The sequence below is a fragment of the Delftia sp. GW456-R20 genome, from assembly GCF_001622915.1.
Taxonomy (GTDB): Bacteria; Pseudomonadota; Gammaproteobacteria; order Burkholderiales; family Burkholderiaceae_C; genus Comamonas; species Comamonas acidovorans.
On sequence record NZ_LWCN01000004.1, the window covers coordinates 2,810,765 to 2,829,559 of the forward strand.

15 protein-coding genes are annotated in these 18,795 nt (G+C 66.9%); 6 read left to right on the plus strand and 9 right to left on the minus strand.

Going from position 1 to position 18,795, the window contains the following annotated elements; translation table 11 throughout:
• Nucleotides 1–19 precede the first annotated feature (19 nt).
• The 4 genes from A4F85_RS17870 to A4F85_RS17885 are packed head-to-tail and all read right to left on the minus strand — an operon-like array spanning nt 20 to nt 5,243.
• The gene (locus A4F85_RS17870) at nt 20–1,747 is read right to left on the minus strand and encodes a dipeptide ABC transporter ATP-binding protein (protein WP_063327334.1); all 1,728 of its coding nucleotides are present in this window, start codon (nt 1,745–1,747) and stop codon (nt 20–22) included.
• Complete coding sequence (locus A4F85_RS17875) at nt 1,744–2,682, minus strand: ABC transporter permease (RefSeq protein ID WP_012203172.1); 939 nt, start codon at nt 2,680–2,682, stop codon at nt 1,744–1,746. Before A4F85_RS17875 ends, A4F85_RS17870 begins: the two co-directional genes overlap by 4 nt.
• Entirely contained in the window at nt 2,679–3,644 is a 966-nt protein-coding gene (locus A4F85_RS17880) for an ABC transporter permease (RefSeq protein WP_012203171.1), read from the minus strand. The genes A4F85_RS17875 and A4F85_RS17880 overlap by 4 nt, the downstream gene beginning before the upstream one ends.
• A 6-nt stretch (nt 3,645–3,650) precedes the next feature.
• On the minus strand, nt 3,651–5,243 hold the full coding sequence (locus tag A4F85_RS17885; RefSeq protein WP_012203170.1) for an ABC transporter substrate-binding protein: 1,593 nt from the start codon (nt 5,241–5,243) through the stop codon (nt 3,651–3,653).
• 355 nt (nt 5,244–5,598) lie between these two features.
• Here A4F85_RS17885 and A4F85_RS17890 point away from each other — a divergent pair, with 355 nt between their 5' ends.
• Together A4F85_RS17890 and A4F85_RS17895 are read left to right on the plus strand one after the other, a co-directional pair.
• Nucleotides 5,599–6,096, plus strand: a complete 498-nt coding sequence (locus A4F85_RS17890) for a DUF2501 domain-containing protein (RefSeq protein WP_063327335.1) — start codon at nt 5,599–5,601, stop codon at nt 6,094–6,096.
• Between the two features lie 202 nt (nt 6,097–6,298).
• On the plus strand, nt 6,299–6,940 hold the full coding sequence (locus tag A4F85_RS17895; RefSeq protein WP_063327336.1) for a histidine phosphatase family protein: 642 nt from the start codon (nt 6,299–6,301) through the stop codon (nt 6,938–6,940).
• Nucleotides 6,941–6,990: 50 nt separating this feature from the next.
• On the opposite strand, the gene A4F85_RS17900 is transcribed toward A4F85_RS17895, so the two are convergent.
• From A4F85_RS17900 to A4F85_RS17920, 5 genes are all read right to left on the minus strand, one after another.
• Nucleotides 6,991–8,445 carry a CsgG/HfaB family protein gene (locus tag A4F85_RS17900; RefSeq protein ID WP_063327337.1) on the minus strand — a complete coding sequence of 485 codons (1,455 nt, stop codon included), beginning with the start codon at nt 8,443–8,445 and terminating at the stop codon, nt 6,991–6,993.
• A gap of 26 nt (nt 8,446–8,471) precedes the next feature.
• Complete coding sequence (locus tag A4F85_RS17905) at nt 8,472–9,134, minus strand: hypothetical protein (protein WP_063327338.1); 663 nt, start codon at nt 9,132–9,134, stop codon at nt 8,472–8,474.
• Between the two features lie 147 nt (nt 9,135–9,281).
• Nucleotides 9,282–10,421 carry a hypothetical protein gene (locus A4F85_RS17910; protein ID WP_012203165.1) on the minus strand — a complete coding sequence of 380 codons (1,140 nt, stop codon included), beginning with the start codon at nt 10,419–10,421 and terminating at the stop codon, nt 9,282–9,284.
• Nucleotides 10,412–11,521: a hypothetical protein gene (locus A4F85_RS17915; RefSeq protein ID WP_231890574.1), complete on the minus strand. Its 1,110-nt coding sequence runs from the start codon at nt 11,519–11,521 to the stop codon at nt 10,412–10,414. The genes A4F85_RS17910 and A4F85_RS17915 overlap by 10 nt, the downstream gene beginning before the upstream one ends.
• A 232-nt stretch (nt 11,522–11,753) precedes the next feature.
• Complete coding sequence (locus tag A4F85_RS17920; RefSeq protein WP_043825721.1) at nt 11,754–12,758, minus strand: Bug family tripartite tricarboxylate transporter substrate binding protein; 1,005 nt, start codon at nt 12,756–12,758, stop codon at nt 11,754–11,756.
• 239 nt (nt 12,759–12,997) lie between these two features.
• On the opposite strand from A4F85_RS17920, the gene A4F85_RS17925 reads away from it, so the two are divergent.
• The 4 genes from A4F85_RS17925 to mgtA all read left to right on the plus strand — a co-directional run bounded on the left by A4F85_RS17925 (nt 12,998) and on the right by mgtA (nt 18,762).
• Nucleotides 12,998–14,872, plus strand: coding sequence for a lysoplasmalogenase family protein (locus tag A4F85_RS17925; RefSeq protein WP_063328017.1), 1,875 nt, complete (start codon nt 12,998–13,000; stop codon nt 14,870–14,872).
• Between the two features lie 251 nt (nt 14,873–15,123).
• Complete coding sequence (locus A4F85_RS17930) at nt 15,124–15,360, plus strand: hypothetical protein (protein WP_012203161.1); 237 nt, start codon at nt 15,124–15,126, stop codon at nt 15,358–15,360.
• 213 nt (nt 15,361–15,573) lie between these two features.
• Nucleotides 15,574–15,984, plus strand: coding sequence for a hypothetical protein (locus A4F85_RS17935; protein WP_063327340.1), 411 nt, complete (start codon nt 15,574–15,576; stop codon nt 15,982–15,984).
• 18 nt (nt 15,985–16,002) lie between these two features.
• A complete protein-coding gene (gene mgtA / locus A4F85_RS17940; RefSeq protein WP_063327341.1) occupies nt 16,003–18,762 on the plus strand; it encodes a magnesium-translocating P-type ATPase in 2,760 nt (919 codons plus the stop codon).
• Nucleotides 18,763–18,795: the final 33 nt, after the last annotated feature.

Below are 18,795 nucleotides of genomic sequence, written 5' to 3' on the forward strand. Positions count from 1 at the left end.
CCATGGCAGTGCACTTGCCTCAGTGCACATGCTCCATATCCGGCACGGCAGCCATCAGCGCGCGCGTGTATGCATGCTGCGGCGCATCGAGCACGGCGCCGGCCTCGCCGGCCTCGACCAGGCGGCCGCGCTGCATGACGCCGATGTCGTCGCACATGTGGCGGATCACGGCCAGATTGTGGCTGATGAGCAGATAGGTCAGGCCGAACTCCTCCTGCAGGTCGCGCATGAGGTTGAGCACCTGGGCCTGGACCGAGACGTCCAGCGCCGAGGTGGGCTCGTCGCAGATGATGAATTCGGGCCGGCTGGCCAGGGCGCGCGCGATGGCGATGCGCTGGCGCTGCCCGCCCGAGAACTGGTGCGGATACTTGCGCGCATCGTCGGGCTTCATGCGCACGCGGCGCAGCGCCTCCTGCACGCGCTCGGCCGTCTCGTCCTTGCCAGCCGTGAGGGCCAGCACCTGCAGGGGCTCGGCAATCAGTTCCTGCACGGTCCAGCGCGGGTTCAGGCTGGCATACGGGTCCTGGAAGATCATCTGGAAGCGCCGACGCATGGCCACGGTCTGGGCGGCCGGGCTCCACTTGTCCACGCCGTCGAACAGCACGGTGCCGCTGGTGGGCGGCGTCAGCCCGGCCACCATGCGCGCCACCGTGGATTTGCCCGAGCCGGACTCGCCGACCAGGCCGAAGGTGGAGCCCCTGCGGATCGAAAAGCCGACGCCGTCCACGGCCTTGAGAATCTTTTTGTCCTCGCGCGCCAGCAGCCGGGCCAGCCAGCCGCTGGACAGGTCGAACTCCTTGCACAGATCCCTGACCTCCAGCAGGGCAGCCGCAGGCTCCTGCGCACCGGCCCTGGGCTGCCAGGGCACGGCGGGCGCGGCCGGGCCGCCGCCCACCTCGGGCACGGGCAGGCGCTGCACGCGGTGGTGCACGCTGGGAATGGCGCCCATCAGCACCTGGGTGTAGGGCTGCTGCGGTGCGTCCAGCACCTGGCGCACGGGGCCGGTTTCCAGCACGCGGCCCTGGTACATGACCATGACGCGGTCGGCCGTCTCGGCGATGACGCCCATGTCGTGCGTGATCAGCATGGCGGCCGCGCCGCGCTCCTTGCACACGCGGCGCAGCAGGGCAATGATCTGCGCCTGCACGGACACGTCCAGCGCCGTGGTGGGCTCGTCGGCAATGATGAGCTCGGGCTCGGCGCACAGCGCCAGGGCGATGGCCACGCGCTGGCGCATGCCGCCCGAGAACTGGTGCGGATACTGGGCCATGCGCTCGCGCGCCTGCGGGATCTCCACCTCTTCGAGCAGGGCCAGCGCGCGGGCCTCGGCCTCCTTCTCGGAGACGGGCAGGTGCGTGCGGATGGTCTCCACCAGGTGCCGGCCCACGGTATAGACCGGGTTCAGGCTGGTCAGCGGGTCCTGGAAGATGGAGCCTATGCGCCGGCCGCGTATGCGCCGCAGGTCCTCGCCGCGCAGCGTGTCGATGCGCTCGCCGCGCAGCTGCACCGTGCCGGCCGAGATGCGGCCCGGCGGCTCGATCAGGCCGATCACGGCGGCGCCCGTCATGGACTTGCCCGCGCCAGACTCGCCGACCACGCCCAGGATCTCGCCGGGCGCGATGTCGAAGGACACATCGTCCAGCACCTGCACGGGGCCCTTGTAGGTGTCGAAGGTGACGGACAGGCCGCGAACGCTCAGCACCGCAGGCTGTGCAGGGGGCTGCCCGGATTCTTGTGTCGTGCTCATTGCAGCTTGGGGTTCAGTGCGTCGCGCAGCCAGTCGCCGACGAGGTTGACGGACAGCGCCAGCGCCAGCAGCACCAGCGAGGGGAACAGCAATATCCACCACTCGCCCGAGAACAGGAAGCCCTGGCCGATGCGGATCAGCGTGCCCAGCGAAGGCTGGGTGGGCGGCAGGCCCACGCCCAGGTAGGACAGCGTGGACTCGGCCACGATGGCATGCGCGAAGCTGATGGTGGCGATCACCAGGATGGGCGCCAGCAGGTTGGGCAGGATGTGGCGCACCAGGATGGCCACGCGGCTGCGGCCTATGAGCTGGGCCGCCAGCACGTAGTCCTTGTGCTTTTCCACCATCACCGCGCCGCGCACGGTGCGTGCGTACTGCACCCAGTCGGACAGGCCGATGGCCACGATGATCACGAAGACCGCCATGTCGTCGCGGTAGCCCTCGGGCAGCAGGCCGCGTGCGATGCCGAAGACCAGCAGCGCCACCAGGATCACGGGAAAGGTCAGCTGCACATCGGCGATGCGCATCATCAGCGTGTCGAACCAGCCGCCCGCATAGCCGCAGACCAGGCCCAGCGGCACGCCGATCAGCAGGGACAGCCCCACGGCCGACACGCCCACCAGCACCGACATGCGCAGCCCGTAGAGGATGGCGCTCCACACATCGCGGCCCTGGTCGTCCGATCCCAGCGCGTACAGCGTGCCGCTGGTGCCCGCCTGGCCCGGGGGCGTGAAGGCATCCATCAGGTCCAGATTGGCCGGATCGAAGGGGTTCTGCCAGGCCAGCCAGGGCGACAGCAGCGTGGCCGCCACGATCAGCGCCAGCACCAGCGCCGCCGCCTGCACCAGGCGCGAGCGTGCAAAGGCGCGCTTGACCGGCGAGTCGCTGGCGCGCCAGCCCGTGGGAGGGATTGCTTGTTTGGCGGAATCGGTCATCGGTTTCTCAAGCGGGGGTCCACGATCACGTACAGGAAATCGACGAGCAGGTTGATGCCCACGTACAGCAGCGCGATGAACATCAGGTAGGCGGCGATCAGCGGCACGTCCACGCCCTGGATGGAGGAGATGAACAGCAGGCCCACGCCGGGCCACTGGAACACGGTCTCGGTGACGATGGCAAAGGCGATCAGCGAGCCGATCTGCAGGCCCGCGATGGTGATCACGGGAATCAGGGTATTGCGCAGCGCATGGCCAAAGTACAGGTCGCGCTCGCGCAGCCCGCGCGCGCGGCCGAAACGCATGTAGTCGGCGCGCAGCACCTCCAGCATCTCGGCGCGCACCAGGCGCATGATCAGCGTCATGTTGTAGAAGCCCAGCGTGATGGCCGGCAGGATCAGCGCCGACCAGCCCGAAGCCGTCAGCAACCCGGTCTCCCAGCCGCCCAGCTTCACCGTCTCGCCGCGCCCGAAGGACGGCAGCCAGCGCAGCTCCACGGCAAACAGGTAGATCAGGGCGATGCCGATCAGGAAGGTGGGCAGGGACACGCCCACCAGCGACACCGTCATGATCGAGCGGCTCAGCCAGCCCTCGCGCCGTATGGCCGTATACACGCCCAGCGCCACGCCGATGACCAGGGCGAACAGCGCCGCCGTCATCGCCAGCTCCAGCGTGGCGGGCAGGCGCTCGGCAATGATCTCGGTCACGGGGCGCTTGAGCCGGTAGGAGATGCCCAGGTCGCCCTGCAGCACCTTGCCCACGTAGCCCAGGTACTGCAGGGGCACGGGCTTGTTGAAGCCCAGGCTTTCCGTCAGCGCCTCGCGCTCGGCAACCGTCGCGTCCTCGCCCAGCAGGCTGATCGTGGGATCGCCGATATGGCGGAACACCATGAACGAGACAAAGGAAACGGCCAGCAGGACCAGGGCGGACTGGCCCAGCCGGCGCAGCAGATGGACCAGCATCGGTGCTTACTTCTTCTCGAACTTGACGAACTTGAAGTGCAGCGCGTTGTCCGGGTGCACGGGCACATTGATCCGGGGCACGGACGCGAAGTGGATCACCTGGTCATGCAGCGCAATGTAGAAGCGCTCCTTTTGCACGGTCTCCCAGATGCTCTTGATGGTGGCATCGCGCTTTGCCTTGTCGCTCTCCGAGGACAGGGACAGGATCTTGGCATCCACATCGGCATTGCTGTAGTGCGTCGCGTTCTGCGCGCCACGGCTGTCCTTGCCGCGCGTGTGCACCAGGAAGTCGAAGATGTAGGCCGAGTCATAGGTGGGCACGCCCCAGCCGTACAGGTAGAAGTCGCTGTCCGCCTTGGTCAGCGACACGCTGTGCATGGCAATGGGCCGGGCCGAGACTTCGGTCTTGATGCCGATGCGGCCCAGGAAACCGGCCACCGCCGTGGCAATGGCCTCGTCGTTCACATAGCGGTCATTGGGCGTGTTCAGCGTGATGGTGAAGCCGTTGGGGTATCCCGCCTCGGCCAGCAGCTGTTTGGCCTTGGCGGCATCCGCCTTGGGATAGGCCGCGAAGGCCTTGTCGTAGCCATTGACGAACGACGGCGCGATCACGCCTGTGGGAATCGACAGGCCGCGCATCACCGAGCGCTTGATCGCATCGCGGTCGATGGCCAGCTCGATGGCCTGGCGCACCTTGGGATCGGCCAGCGGATTCTTGCCCTTGACGTTGCTGCTCTTGAGCTCTGCCGCACCCACGTTCAGTCCCAGGAAGATGGAGCGGTTCTCGGGGCCTTCATTGATGCGCAGGCGCTTGTCCTGCTTCAGGCGCGCCACGTCCTGCGCGGGAATGTCCTGGGCGAAGTCCACCTCGCCCGACAGCAGGGCCGCCACGCGCGTGGCCGGGGACTTGATGGGCAGGTAGATCAGCTCGGTCACCTGCAGCGGGAACTGGCCCTTGCCCCAGTAGTCGGGGTTGAGCTTCATCACCGTCTTCGAATCGACCTCGCGGCTGGCCAGCACATAGGCGCCCGTGCCGTTGGCCGCGCGCGTAGCGCCGTTCTCGGTCTTGCTGGCCGTGTCCTGCGTGGTCTCGGCGCCGTTGGCCTTGGACCACTTCTCGCTCATGATGAAGAGGTTGGTCAGGTTGTCGGGGAAGATCAGGTTCGGGCCCTTGGTCTTCACCTGCACCGTGAGATCGTCCACAGCCTTGGCCTCCTCCATCGAGGACAGCAGGGACTTGACCTGGGCGTTCTCGCCCTTGGCGCGGTTCAGCGAGAAGACCACGTCGCGCGCCGTGAACGGCGTGCCGTCATGGAACTTGACGTTGGGACGCAGCTTGAACTCCCAGACCGACGGGTCGGAGGTCATCTTCCACGAGGTGGCCAGCGTGGGCACCAGCTTGCCGTCGGCCGAGCGGATGACCAGGGTTTCGTAGATCTGGTGCAGCAGCACGAAATTGGTGCCCACGTTGAAGGCATGCGGGTCCAGCGAAGTCGGATCGGAGCCGCGCGCCCAGCGCACGGTCTCGGCCTGGGCCAGCGCGGCCGAGGTCAACAGGCCTGCGGCCAGCAAAGAACTGCCCAGAATCTTCATGATCATTTGTCTGCTCCCCTGTGGATTGATTGGAAGGGCGGCGGTCATGCGACGCAGCAGCCCGGGCGCCGCAAGAAGCGGGCCATATAGGTGCGCCCCACTGTAAATAACTTTTACAGCTTGTTGAATTGATTTTTATACTTAAAAGCCATTTCCAAATAACAAGACCGCCGCCTGCGGCCCGCCATTGGCGTGCGGCCATCATGGACAGGCCAACGGCTTTGACAGCTAGTGAAAACGCGAAAGACCGCCACGGCCCACTCTGGCAAAGGTTTGCAATCGGGCACAGGTCTGCGCCGCACGGCGTGCTAATTTCAGGCCCTGTATCGAGCCTGCGGGTTGCCGCGGAAAGGAAGCATCCATGAAGACATCCATTGCCAGCGCACTGCTGTGCGCCATGCTGGGCCTGGGCGCCCTGCCCGCCCAGGCGTCGGGCCTGGGCGACTCGCTGCGCCAGGCCTCGGGCCTTGGCGGTGACAAGGCCGCCGCCAGCAGCGAAGGCGCCGGCTCCGGCCTCGGCGGCATGCTGGGTGCGGGTGCGGGGGCGGGCGGTGCGGGTGCGCTGTCCACCCTGGGCCTGAGCCCCTCGGCCACGGCCGGCAATGCGGCAGGCGTCATCTCCTACTGCATGAAGAACAACTACCTCAATGCCGACAAGGCGGCCCAGGTCAAGGACCAGTTGCTGGGCAAGCTGGGCATGCAAAAGCAGGAAGAGCCCAAGGACACGGGATTCCAGAACGGCCTGGGCGGCCTGGTCACCGGCTCCAACGGCAAGAGCTTCAGCATCGACAAGCTCAAGGGCGACCTCAAGGAAAAGGCCTGCGACTTCGTGCTGAACAACGCAAAATCGCTGATCTGACCCCCTGAGCGGCTGCGCCGCTTCCCCTTCTCGCTTCGCGGAGGGGGACGACGCCTTCGGCTGGGAGCCCCCGCCGCGAGGCGGCTCTTGCTCGGCGTCCCTGAGTTGGGCCGCGCCAGTTTCAACGGTGGCGCGCGATGCAGGCTTGCCTGGCTTGCGGGACAATGCCTGCTCTTTTTGCAGCACCCCACGCCAGCCCCTCATGCAAGCCACGCGCATCATTGCCATCCGCCACGGAGAAACCGCCTGGAATGTGGACGCCCGCATCCAGGGCCATCTGGACATTCCTCTGAACGACATGGGACTTTGGCAGGCCGCCCAGGCCGGCAAGGCCCTGGCGGGCGAGCCGGTAGCCGCCATCTACAGCAGCGACCTTCTGCGTGCCTATGTCACGGCCGAAGCCGTGGCCGCAAGCACGGGCGCATCGCTGACGGCCGACAAGGGCCTGCGCGAGCGCTGCTTCGGCAGCTTCGAGGGCCAGACCTTCAACGATATCGAGGCGTCCCACCCGGAGGATGCGCTGCGCTGGCGCAAGCGCGATCCCGAGTTCGTGCCCGCAGGCGGAGGCGAGTCGCTGCTGATGCTGCGCGACCGCATCTCGGCCACGGTGAACCGGCTGGCCAGTGGCCATCCCGGCGAGCAGATCGTGATCGTGGCGCATGGCGGCGTGATGGATGTGCTCTACCGCCTGGCCACGCACCAGGAAGTGCAGGCGCCCCGCACCTGGGCGCTGGGCAACGCGGCCATCAACCGCCTGCTGTGGACGCCCCAGGGCCTGGGCCTGGTCGGCTGGGGCGATGTGCAGCACCTGGAAGGCGGTGCGCGCGACGAGGTTTTCAGCTAAGCACCCGCACGGGGAAGGGCGCCGCAGCGCACCTCCCCGCCGCTTGTCGCTTACCAGTTGTCGTCGTCCTTCTTGCCGACCGGGGCATCGGCCTCCTTGGCGGGCGATGCCGCGCGGCGTGCTGCGGGCGGTTGTGCGGCACGGGCCGGTGCGGCCTGGAGCTCACCGGCCGCGGCCGTATCACCTGATGCAGCCTGTGCGGCCAGCACGGGCGCAGCGGATGCTTTCAGTACTTCACGCACCTGCAGCCCGCCCGGTGGCAGGTCTTCCATGCCGCCGCGCATGTTCTCCAGGTGGCCATAGGAGAGGTTGGGGGTCACGCGATCGACCACCAGTTCGCAGCACGGTGACTCCAGGCGCCCCAGGCTTTGCCCGGTCTGCGGGTCCTTCATTTCCTTGCCCATGGCCACCACCTGGTAGCGCGCGCCCTCCTTCACGGCCTGGCCGCCCTGGCTCAGCACCACGCTTTCGCCATCGCGGGCGACCACGGTCAGCGGAAAGGTGCGCTGCAGGATGGAGCTGACCACGCCGGCGACCAGCGCATCGCTCATGTCGGTCATGACCTTGTTGCCATCCACGCCCGCGCCCAGCGTGGTCGGTGCCGTGGAAGGGGCGGAGCCGCGCAGCGAATCCGAGGCCGTGACCTGGCGCGTGGCCACGTTCACCAGCTTCTGCGACAGGGCCCAGCCGCCCGAGTAGCTCACCAGTTGGCGGTCGCTGGTCTTGAGCTGGCGGGCATGGCGGTTGTAGGCAAAGCTGCTGACGCGGGCGCTCCACACCAGATCGGCGCTGGCGGCCTGGGACAGCTTGGCCAGCTCGGCGCTGGGCGCCTGGCCCGTGGCGATGATGGCCAGTTCCTGCTCGATCTCGGGGCTGAATTCGCGGTCCAGTACGGCAAAGCGGCCTGTCTGCACCAGGGCGTCGCTGATGCGTTGCCTCAGCGTTGCACCCACCTCGGCGGCGGAAACGCTGCGGTCGCCCATGGGCAGCGAGGCCTGCTCGAAGCGCACCGGCCCCACAACGACCTTGATCTTCTGCATCTCGGCCGAAGGCTTGAACTTGGAAATGTTGGCCTTGATGGTGTACTTGTAGCGCTTGGCCCAGGGCTTGGGTTCTTCCAGATCCACCACCTGGACCGACTGGATGACGCCACCGGACTTTTGCTTGACCACCTCGGCGAAGGCGCTGGCACGCAGCGAGGCGGCGTCCTGCCCCAGCGCCACGTCGAGGCCGTACTTGGCCGTGACCGAGGCGGACTGGATCACGGCGCCATTGACCTGCAGCAGCGCCATCTGCAGCGCCTGCGCCATGGCTTCGCCAGGGGACTGGCCCAGGCCGATGACCTGGACCTCGACGGTCTCCAGCCTGCCCACGTCGGGCACGGGTGGGGCGACGCTTTGGGGTTGTTCAGGCGCGTCGGTCCTGGGCTGCTCGGATGGCTTGTCGCCACAGCCGGACATGGCGGCGCAGGCAGCCACGACGGCCGCAATGATGCGGGTACGCATAGAAAGTGCTCCTTGCCTGTACCGGATCACAGCTTGAGCGTGCCCAGCGCGGCCGTGGCGTCAGCCGCATTGGCCGGCACCTCGATGTCGTTGGCCCGCGCGAAGGCGATGGCCGTCTGCACGGTGCTGAACAGGTCGGAGGCCGAGCCGGGGAACTTGGACACCACCCAGGCCGCGGAGGTGAGCTTGGTCAGCTGCATGGGGTTGGCGCTTTGCAGGCTCTTGCCCATGACCGACACATCCTTGCCCATGCCGGCGTACTTCACGCTGCCGTTGACCAGGTGCACCAGCCCCTCGGCGAAGGTGGCCTTGGACGCGGCATCAAGCACGGGCTTCTTCGCCATGGACTCGGCAATCGCGCCGCTGGTGTCCGAGACCACCTTGTTGCCATCGCCCAGCGCGCCGATGGTGGCGCCATCGCCCAGGCTGTCCGCCGTGCTGGCGGCGCTGGCAGCCTGCTCCTTCAGGCCCAGGGCCGTGGCCATCTTGGCATTGGCGCTGAGCACCTCCTTGCTGGCGCCCACATAGCTGCGCACCAGGGCGTCGCCCTGGCCGGCCACGTCGGCAGAGCCGCTGCCGCCCATGAGCTTGCCGACACCCGGGATGGAGGGCATGGAGAACTGTGCCTGTGTCAGGGCGGGGCTGCACATGGCGGCGGCAACGGCGACGGTGGTGAAGAGCTTTTTCATGGAGATGGACTCGGGTTGCAGCAGTCCGTGAACGCGGACGGCGAAGATAAAAACGAGGAAAGCGTGGAAAACGTGGAAAGCGAGGAAAGCGAAAGAACGGAAAAAAGGTCCGGCTGCATGGCAGCCGGACCTTGGAAGCCGCAGCGCTCAGCGCAGGCCCAGATTGGTGACTTGGCTGGTGAGATCGCGGGCCGCGTTGTTGGCGGCCAGCTTCAGCGCGTTGTTGCGCGCCTCATCCTCGGACGGACCCATGCCCGCGTACAGCACGGGGCCGACGGCGGCAATCGTGTCGGGAATGGTCTGGGCGATGTCCAGGATCTTGGCGTTGACCGTCACGCTCACGCGCATCAGGCCGGTCTGGGGATCGGGTTCGCCCATGCCCACATCCAGCGTGCCCAGGGCGATGTAGGGAATCTGCGCCGTGCGCATGCCGGCCACCATGGCCGCCAGCGTCGAGGGCTGCAGGTCCATGCCGCTCTTGTAGTCGTTCTCCACGGCCGCGACCTTGAAGTGGCCGCCGGTGTAGGGCTCCACCATGGCAGCCTCTGACACCTTGAAGCCGGCCTTGGCGAAGTTGGAGGAAAAGACCTGGGACAGGTTGGCGCTGGGGATCACGCGCCAGGTGGACTCGGCCGAGCGTCGCGTCGTGCTGCCGCCGGTCTCGGAAGTGCGGCTGCTCTTGACCGAGGCGGTGCCCGAGGTCGCCGTGGAGGCATTCGTGCTGATGCGTCCGCCACGGATGGATTCACCCTCGCTGCCCTTTTCGGAAGCGCTGACCTGGGCCTTGACGTCCTCGGTCTCGTCCACGCGCTTGTAGACGCGGTCATCGAAGGACTTGGTCGTGGCCACCTGGCGCGAGACGAACATGAAGGCCAGCGGCGACCGGCCTGCGGGACCGCCCCTGGCCACGGCCGAGTTGGCCTTGACGGCATTGCGCAGATTGGCCACGTTCAGCGCCACGCGCACGGAGACCGTGTACTGCTTTCTGTCGGCGTTGTCCTCTTCGCTGAGCACGGTGTGCTCAAGGATATAGCGATCGGGATTGGCCAGGATCTTGTCGCGCACGGCGTCGAAATTCTCGGCCTCCGACTGGCCGGCTTCGGCGTAGTAGAACTCCACGGCCTTGAGCTGGGCCGCCATCAGCGCACGCTCCTTGTCCTGCGGGCTGACCTTTGAATCCTGGTAGCTGACCGAGGCCTTGCCGCGTGCCTGCTGCACCTGCGCGCCCGCACCGGCCGCGAACAGCGCCATGGAAAGGCACAGGAGGATTTTCTGGATTACTTGCATAGATTCATCAGGTCTTTTGTTTTGACAATTTGCGCTTCGATGTCGCTCTCGGCAGCAGCCGACTTGAGCCAGTCATTGCCCCGTCCAGCCGCCACCGTCTCGGCCAGCTTCACGAAAAGGCCGTTGAGCGAGTCATAGAACGCCGGAAAATCATCGACATGGGTTTGCGTGGAAGGCACCACCTTCACTTCCGCATTCTTCAGCGAGGCACCGAGAAACACCGGCCCATTGGGTTGCTGGATGCGCATATCGGCAAAGGTGCCGTAGACATAGCTGGTGCCGGCGCTGGATTCCTTGAACTTGAGCTTCTTGAATCCCTTGAAATCGACGCTGATGGCGTAGTCGGCACTGGGCAGCTGCAGCGTGTAGACCTCTCCGTCAAGCACCTGCATGCGCATCACATTGCCCACGGCATAGCCCATGGCAAAAGGAATGATGGGCACACCAATGCGGCTGGAAATGGCCTCGCCCACGATATCGGCGGCCCAGGTCTTGTGCACCTGCGGGTCCTGCAGATAGCCGGGCAGCATCTCGGCCATGGCGGCGGGAATCTGGATATCGGTGACCTGCAGGAAACGCGGAGTCTGCGAGGGCACGGTGGCCGTGGCCAGCACCTGGGCAAAACGGCCGAAGATGCCGGGCTTGCCTCCCGTGCCTTCGTATACCTTGGTCACGCGCTCCATGATTTCCTCTTGCGACGGCTCGTGGCGCAGGTTGTCGATGAAGGCAAAGCTCAGTGGATACGAACGCACCGCCGTCATGGACTTGAAGTCGAAAAACAGGGCCTGTCCACGAATCAGGATGAACAGCTTGCGCACGCCGCCAAAGCTTTCCACGGAGACCGTCTCGGAATTGAGCACCAGAGAAACCACCAGGGCCTGGTCGCGCCCCTTGAGCTCATCGATGGGATTGGTGGATATCTGCAGATGCTGTGCAGGCGCCTGCTGCACGAATGCCAGTGCCCGCGCATAGGCACTGTGCCCGGCGGCCTTCAGGCGGCTCTCATACTGCTTTGAATAAGGGAATCGCTGCTGCTGCGAACTGGCGTCGCCCGAATAGGCGACTCCCGCAAAAGTGACAGTGGGCCGGTCCTCGGCCATTGCAGCTCCCGACGCTGCAAGCGCAAAAAGCCAGAGCCATGCCATGGCCCGGCGCATGATTTTCTCCACCCCCACACCGCCCCCTTAAAAATGTAAGCGGAGGGTAACAGATTTCACACACCAATACGTGGCACTCGGCGCACAAAGGCGACTGCAGACAATGCCGCCGATTTCACCGGCCCTGTCTTCATTCAATGGAAAAAAGCGGTCACCCGCTGACCGCCAGCGCGGCCTATTCCACCTGGATATTGGCGGACTTGACGATCTGCGTGTAGCTCGCCTTTTCCTTTTTCAGGAACTGGGCGAACGTGGCCGGCGTGCCCGAGCCGGGCGTGGCGCCACTGTCCTGCAGGCGCTTGCGGACCTCGGGCAGCTTCAGCACCTCGGCCAGTTCGGCGGCCAGGCGGCTGACCACGGGTTCGGGCGTGCGGGCGGGGGCGAACAGGCCGGTCCAGGCTTCCAGCTCGAAGCCCTTCAAATCAGGCGCCTCCGCAAAGCTCATGACCTCGGGAATCACGTCGATGCGCTGTGCCGAGGTCACGCCCACGCCTTCCAGCTTTTTCTGCTGCACCAGCGGCGTGGCGCCGGTGGTCATCAGAATGCCCAGATCGACCTGGCCGCCCATGACCTCGCTGGTCACCTGGGCCACGCCGCGATAGGGCACATGGACCAGGCGGATGCGGGCGCGCTCCTGCAGCCGTTCCATGGCCAGGTGCAGCACCGTGCCCACACCCGGCGTGGCATAGGTCAGCGCGCCGGGCCGGGCGCGGGCCATGCTGATCAGCTCGTTGAGGTTGTGCACCGGCAGGCCCGGGCGGGCCACGATCACCATGGGCGCTGCGGTGACCAGGCCCACGGGCGCCAGATCGCGCTCGGCGTCATACCGCACCGAAGAGTTCACCAGTTGCGCAATGCTCACCGGCCCGTCAAAGCCCAGCAGCAGCGTATAGCCATCGGCGTGCGAGCGCGCCACCTTGCTCACGCCCAGCACGCCGCCGGAGGCCGGCACGTTGTCCACCACCACCGACTGATGCAGCCGCGCACCCAGCTTTTCGGCGATCAGCCGCGCCGTGGCGTCCACATCGCTGCCCGCGCCAAAGGGCACGATCAGGGTGATGGGCCCGGCTGCCGGCCAGGGCTTGCCCGCGCCCGGCGCGGCATGGGCGGCGGGTGCAGCGGCAAGGGCCGCAGCCAGTGAGGCGGCAGCCGATAGCAGGGAGCGGCGGGACAAGGGCATGGGGCTTGGGCATGCAAGGCGCATGCCGGCAAAGGCGGTGCGGGCTGGCGATGGCCTGCAGGGCAAGCACGTCCAGCGCGTGGAAAGCGGGCGATTCTGCCATAGGGCGCAATTTTCCTGCCACGTGCTTGCCATGAAGCCCCATTTATTGCAATCCGTTTCAACCCTTGTGATTCCGTGTCCTAGGGTTCACGCCTAAGGCGCCGCACAACGGCCCTGTCCAGAATTGACGGGCCATGATGCCCTCACCCAGCCAAATCATCGTCTTCGCCACGCCGGCCTTTTTGCTGCTGATCGCGCTGGAATGGGGCGTGAGCCTGTGGCGCGGGCGCAATGCCTACCGGCTGGCCGATGCCGTCAGCTCCATCAGCCTGGGCATGCTCAGCCAGACCAGCGCCGTCTTCACCCAGCTGCTGCGCATAGGTCTGTACACACTGGCCTTCGATCATGTGGCGCTGTGGCGCAACGACGCCTTCTGGACCAGCATTCCCGGCTGGCTGCTGGCCCTGCTGCTCTATGACTTCTGCTACTACTGGCTGCACCGCATGGGCCATGAGGTGGCCGTGCTGTGGGCAGCCCACGCCGTGCACCACCAGAGCCAGGACTACAACCTGTCGACGGCGCTGCGCCAGACCAGCTCGGGCGCGCTGCTGGGCTGGCTGTTCTACCTGCCCATGGCGCTGGCCGGCGTGCCGCCGCTGGTGTTTGCCATCGTGGGCCTGATCGATCTGCTCTACCAGTTCTGGGTCCATACCGAGCAGGTGCGGCGCCTGGGCTGGTTCGACCGCTGGTTCTGCGCACCCAGCAACCACCGCGTGCACCACGCCGTCAATGACTGCTACCTGGACAGGAACTACGGCGGCATACTCATCGTCTGGGACCGCATGTTCGGCACCTTCAAGCCCGAGGACGACAGCGAGCCCTGCGTCTACGGCACGCGCGGCCTGCTGCAAAGCTGGGATCCGCTGTGGGCCAACGCCGTGGTGTACCGGCAACTCATCCATGACAGCTGGCATGCGCGGCGCTGGGGCGACAAGCTGCGCGTCTGGCTCAAGCCGCCCGGGTGGCGCCCTGCCGATGTGGCGCAGCGCTTTCCCAGGCCGGCCTTCGACCTGGACGCGCACCGCGTGCTCTACGCACCCGACATGCAGCGCAGCCTGCGCTGGTTTGCGGGCCTGCAGTTCGTGGCGCTAATCGCCGGGGTGTCGCTGTTTCTGTGGCATGCCGACCAGTCCTCGACGGCGCGCAATGCGCTGTGGTTTGGCGTGCTGCTGGCCTGCCAATGGGCACTGGGCGCGGCCATGCAGGGGCGCATCAGCCTATGGGTGGCCCTGGCCATCGAGGCCGGCGCGCTGGCCACCGCCACCAGCGTGCTGGACATGCTGCACTGGCACTGGCTGTTCAAGCCGCTGGCCATGGTCTTGGCGCTGATCGCCGTCATGCAGCTGTGGCGCGGCAGCACGGCCTTCTCGGCACTGGCGAAACCCGCGCGCGGCGCCTGCTGGCTGGCCGCGGCACTGGCGGCATCCCTGGCGGGCGACGTGTTCCTGATGCTGCCCGATCTGTTCATCCCGGGCCTTGCCAGCTTCCTGCTGGCCCACCTGGCCTATATCGTGCTGCTGCGCCAGGACGCACCCTGGTTTGCACACCGGCCCTCGCTGGCCGCCACGCTGGCCCTGGGCGCGGGCATGTATGCCGTGCTCTGGCAGGGCGGCCTGCCCGCCGCGCTGCGCCTGCCCGTGGCCGCCTATGTGCTGGTCATTGCGCTGATGGCGGCCCAGGCCCTGGGCCGCGCGCGGCATCTGGGCGGCAAGGCGGCCTGGCAGGTGGCCATGGGTGCCTGCTTCTTCATGGCCAGCGACTCGCTGCTGGCCATCAACCGATTTGTGCAGCCCTTCGACGGTGCGCAAGCCGGCGTGCTGTCCACCTACTACGCGGCACAACTGCTGATCGTGCAGGGCTGGCTGGCCCGTCGCGCATCGACATCAGGGTTGACCCGAAGCAGCTCGCAAGGCACAATCGAGGGATCGCATTTTCAGGAGTCCTCCGTGGACAGTGCCAGTTCAACCAGTGACAAACAGCGCGCCGCAATGGCTTCGCTGCTGGCTGACTGACCGACTCCTGTGATGGGAGCGGCCATGTCGGTCGGCTTCCATCCATTGCTGCGTTTCCCCTTGGATCTTCGCGCCGCCTGGCGCTGCAGTGGCGCTTGGCCTGCATCAGGCACGCCGCTCCTGCACCGAAGATTCCAATGGCTGTTGATCACTGACCGCGTGCCCGTGTGGCTGCCATCGAGCAGCGCCCGGCCCACGCTGCTTGACGGCCCTGCCTACGGCGGTCTTCCTGGTTCGCCAAGGAGAAAGCCATGTCCACACCGTTCGTCCGCCCCGCAATGCAACGCCTGCAGCCTGCCACTGCCGCGCCCTGCCCTGGCGCCACCGGCACGCGCGTGGCTGCCTCCCAGGCAGCAATGCAGGCCAAGGCACAGGCACAGATGCAAGCCCAGGCCCCTTCGGCCATGGAGCACGCCATGCACCTGGACCTGCAGACCCACTGGCCCACGCACCGCATCCGCAGCTTTCTGAGCCTGCAGCCGCGCTGAGCGCGCCGCCCGCCTTGTCCGTCCCCTCGTCAGAAAGGAGCTCCCCCATGGACCCCGATCCGAGTCGATCTTGCCCTGACCCCTCCGATACGGTCCGGCCGCACATGCCTGCGGCCCTTCCGCCTCATCCCAAGGCCCCGGCCGGGAGACCCGCGCACGTCCATTGACGGATAGGTGCCGGGCTTCTTTCGGCCGCAACGAAAGAAGCCCGCCATGCAACACGTCATCACCGCGCTGCGCACCACGCCGGCAACCACGCCCGCCACAGCACCCGTCTCCGCACGCGCCAGCCACACCTCCCGCGCCAGCACCCTGCAGCTGGCCCTGCAAGCCGCCATTGCGGCACGCCACACCGGACAACTGCACGCCCTGCTGCAGCAACACGGTCCTGATCTCTTCGCTCACGCACTCGTGGCGCTCACGCAGCGCCAGCAGGCCGACGTTCTGTCACTGCTGGCGGCGCAGGAGCGCGCCGAGGTCTACCGCCACCTGCCTGCCCATGCGCGGCGCCAATGGCTGCAGTCGGCCACCGTGGCCCGCCCGCCGCTGCGCCGCCGCCTGCTGTGCGCCTGCCAGCGCAACTGGCACTGGCTGCGCGCCACCCTTCGTTCGAGCCAGGCCTGAGCCGCCAGGGAGGTCCCCATGAAAAGCCTCAAGCACCTGTTCCAGGCGTTTCTGCGCAGCCGCCACGCCCTGGGGCTGTTCCGGCGCAATGCCCTGCCCTCGGGCACGGCCGTGCACCACTCGCGCTCGGTATCGCCGACCCTCACGCGCGAGCTGCTGCGCGCCTCGCGCGATGACATTGCCGCCGTGCTGGCGCGCACCGGCTCCAGCGAAGACGGCCTGACCCGCGAGCAGGCCCGCGCCGCGCTCACGCGTCTGGGCCCCAACGAGGTCGAGCACGAAAAGCCGCTGCCCGGCTGGCTGCACCTGTGGTACTGCTACCGCAATCCCTTCAACCTGCTGCTGACGCTGCTGGCCGTGGTCTCCTACGCCACCGAGGACATGAAGGCCACGGTCGTCATCGCCTCCATGGTGCTGCTGTCCACGCTGCTGCGCTTTGTGCAGGAAGGCCGCTCCAACCGCGCCGCCGCACGGCTCAAGGCCATGGTCAGCAGCACGGCCACGGTGCTGCGCCGCAATGGCGGCCCCACGGCGCCGGCAGATGCCGACTCCGCAGACGCCCCGCACAGCGGCTTCGGCCAGCAGGCGCGCCGCTACGAGGTGCCACTGCGCGAGGTCGTGCCTGGCGATTTCGTGGTGCTGTCGGCCGGGGACATGATTCCTGCCGACTGCCGCGTGCTCAGCGCCAAGGACCTGTTCGTGAGCCAGTCCGCCATGACCGGCGAATCCCTGCCCGTGGAAAAGCGCGCCGACGCCAGTGCATCGAATGGCACCGGCGTGCTGGACGCCAGCAACCTGCTGTTCATGGGCACCAACGTGGTCTCGGGCACGGCGCTGGCCGTGGTGCTGGCCACGGGCAACCGCAGCTACTTCGGCACCATTGCCACGCGGGTGACCTCCAACGACCGCGCGCCCACGGCCTTCGAGACCGGGGTCAACAGCGTCAGCTGGCTGCTGATCCGCTTTGCGGCCGTGATGGTGCCCGTGGTGCTGTTCATCAATGGCTACACCAAGGGCGACTGGGCCGAGGCCTTCCTGTTCGCGCTGTCCGTGGCCGTGGGCCTGACGCCCGAGATGCTGCCCATGATCGTGACCTCCACCCTGGCCAAGGGCGCCGTGGTGCTGTCGCGGCGCAAGGTCGTGGTCAAGCGGCTGGACGCCATCCAGAACTTCGGTGCCATGGACGTGCTGTGCACCGACAAGACCGGCACGCTGACCCAGGACCGCATCGTGCTGGAGCGCCACACCGACGCCTTCGGCCAGCCCTGCGACGAGACGCTGCGCTTCGCCTACCTCAACAGCCACTACCAGACGGGCCTGAAGAACCTGCTCGACCATGCCGTGCTGGAACACGTGGAGCTGCACACCCAGATGCGCCTGGCCGAGGACTACCGTAAGGTCGATGAGATCCCCTTCGACTTCGAGCGCCGCCGCATGTCCGTGGTGGTGGCCGAGCGCAACCACCACCACGAGCTGATCTGCAAGGGCGCGGTCGAGGAGATCCTGGGCGCCTGCACCCGCCTGCGCGAAGGCGACGGCACGCGCCCGCTGGACGAGGAGCAACTGGCCCGCGTGCGCCGCGTGACGCGCGAGCTCAACCGCGAGGGCCTGCGCGTGGTCGCCGTGGCCATGAAGGAAGTGCCGCCGCACAAGAGCGACTACGGCGTGGCCGACGAGTCGGAGCTGACCCTGATCGGCTACATCGCCTTCCTGGACCCACCGAAGGAAACCACGGCCGAGGCGCTGGCCGCCCTGGCCGCGCACGGCGTGGCCGTCAAGCTGCTGACCGGCGACAACGAACTGGTGGCCGCCAAGGTCTGCCGCGATGTGGGGCTGTCCGCAGACCACATCATCCTGGGCACGCAGATCGAGCACATGAACGACGAGATGCTGCGCCAGACGGTGGAGCGGCACCAGCTGTTCGCCCGGCTCACGCCGCTGCACAAGGAGCGCATCGTGCATGCGCTGCGCGCCAACGGCCACATCACCGGCTTCATGGGCGACGGCATCAACGACGCCCCGGCCCTGCGCGCGGCCGACATCGGCATCAGCGTGGACAGCGCCGTGGACATCGCCAAGGAAGCGGCCGACATCATCCTGCTGGAAAAAAGCCTGATGGTGCTGGAGCAGGGCGTGATCGAGGGCCGGCGCACCTTCAGCAACATGCTGAAGTACATCCGCATGACGGCCAGCTCCAACTTCGGCAACGTGTTCTCGGTGATGGTGGCCTCGGCCTTCATCCCCTTCCTGCCCATGCTGCCGCTGCACCTGCTGGTGCAGAACCTGCTGTACGACCTCTCGCAGATCGCCATCCCCTTCGACAACGTGGACGACGAACTGGTGCGCCAGCCGCTGCGCTGGAACCCGGCCGACCTGGGCCGCTTCATGGTGTTCTTCGGGCCCATCAGCTCGCTGTTCGACATCCTGACCTTCGCGCTGATGTGGTTCGTCTTCGCCGCCAACACGCCCGAGCAGCAGACGCTGTTCCAGTCGGGCTGGTTCGTCATCGGGCTGCTCACGCAGACGCTGATCGTGCACATGATCCGCACGCCCAAGATCCCCTTCCTGCAAAGCCGCCCGTCCTGGCCGCTGCTGCTGGCCACGGCGGCCGTGATGGCGGCCGGCATCTTCCTGCCGATGGGGCCGCTGGCCGGCTACTTCAAGCTGCAGGCGCTGCCGGCGGCCTACTTCCCGTGGATGATTGCCATATTGCTGGGCTACGCTTGCCTGGCCACGCTGCTCAAGCGTGTCTACATCCGCCGCTACGGCTGGCAGTGACGCACCCTTCAACGCTCCTTCAACCCATTCACC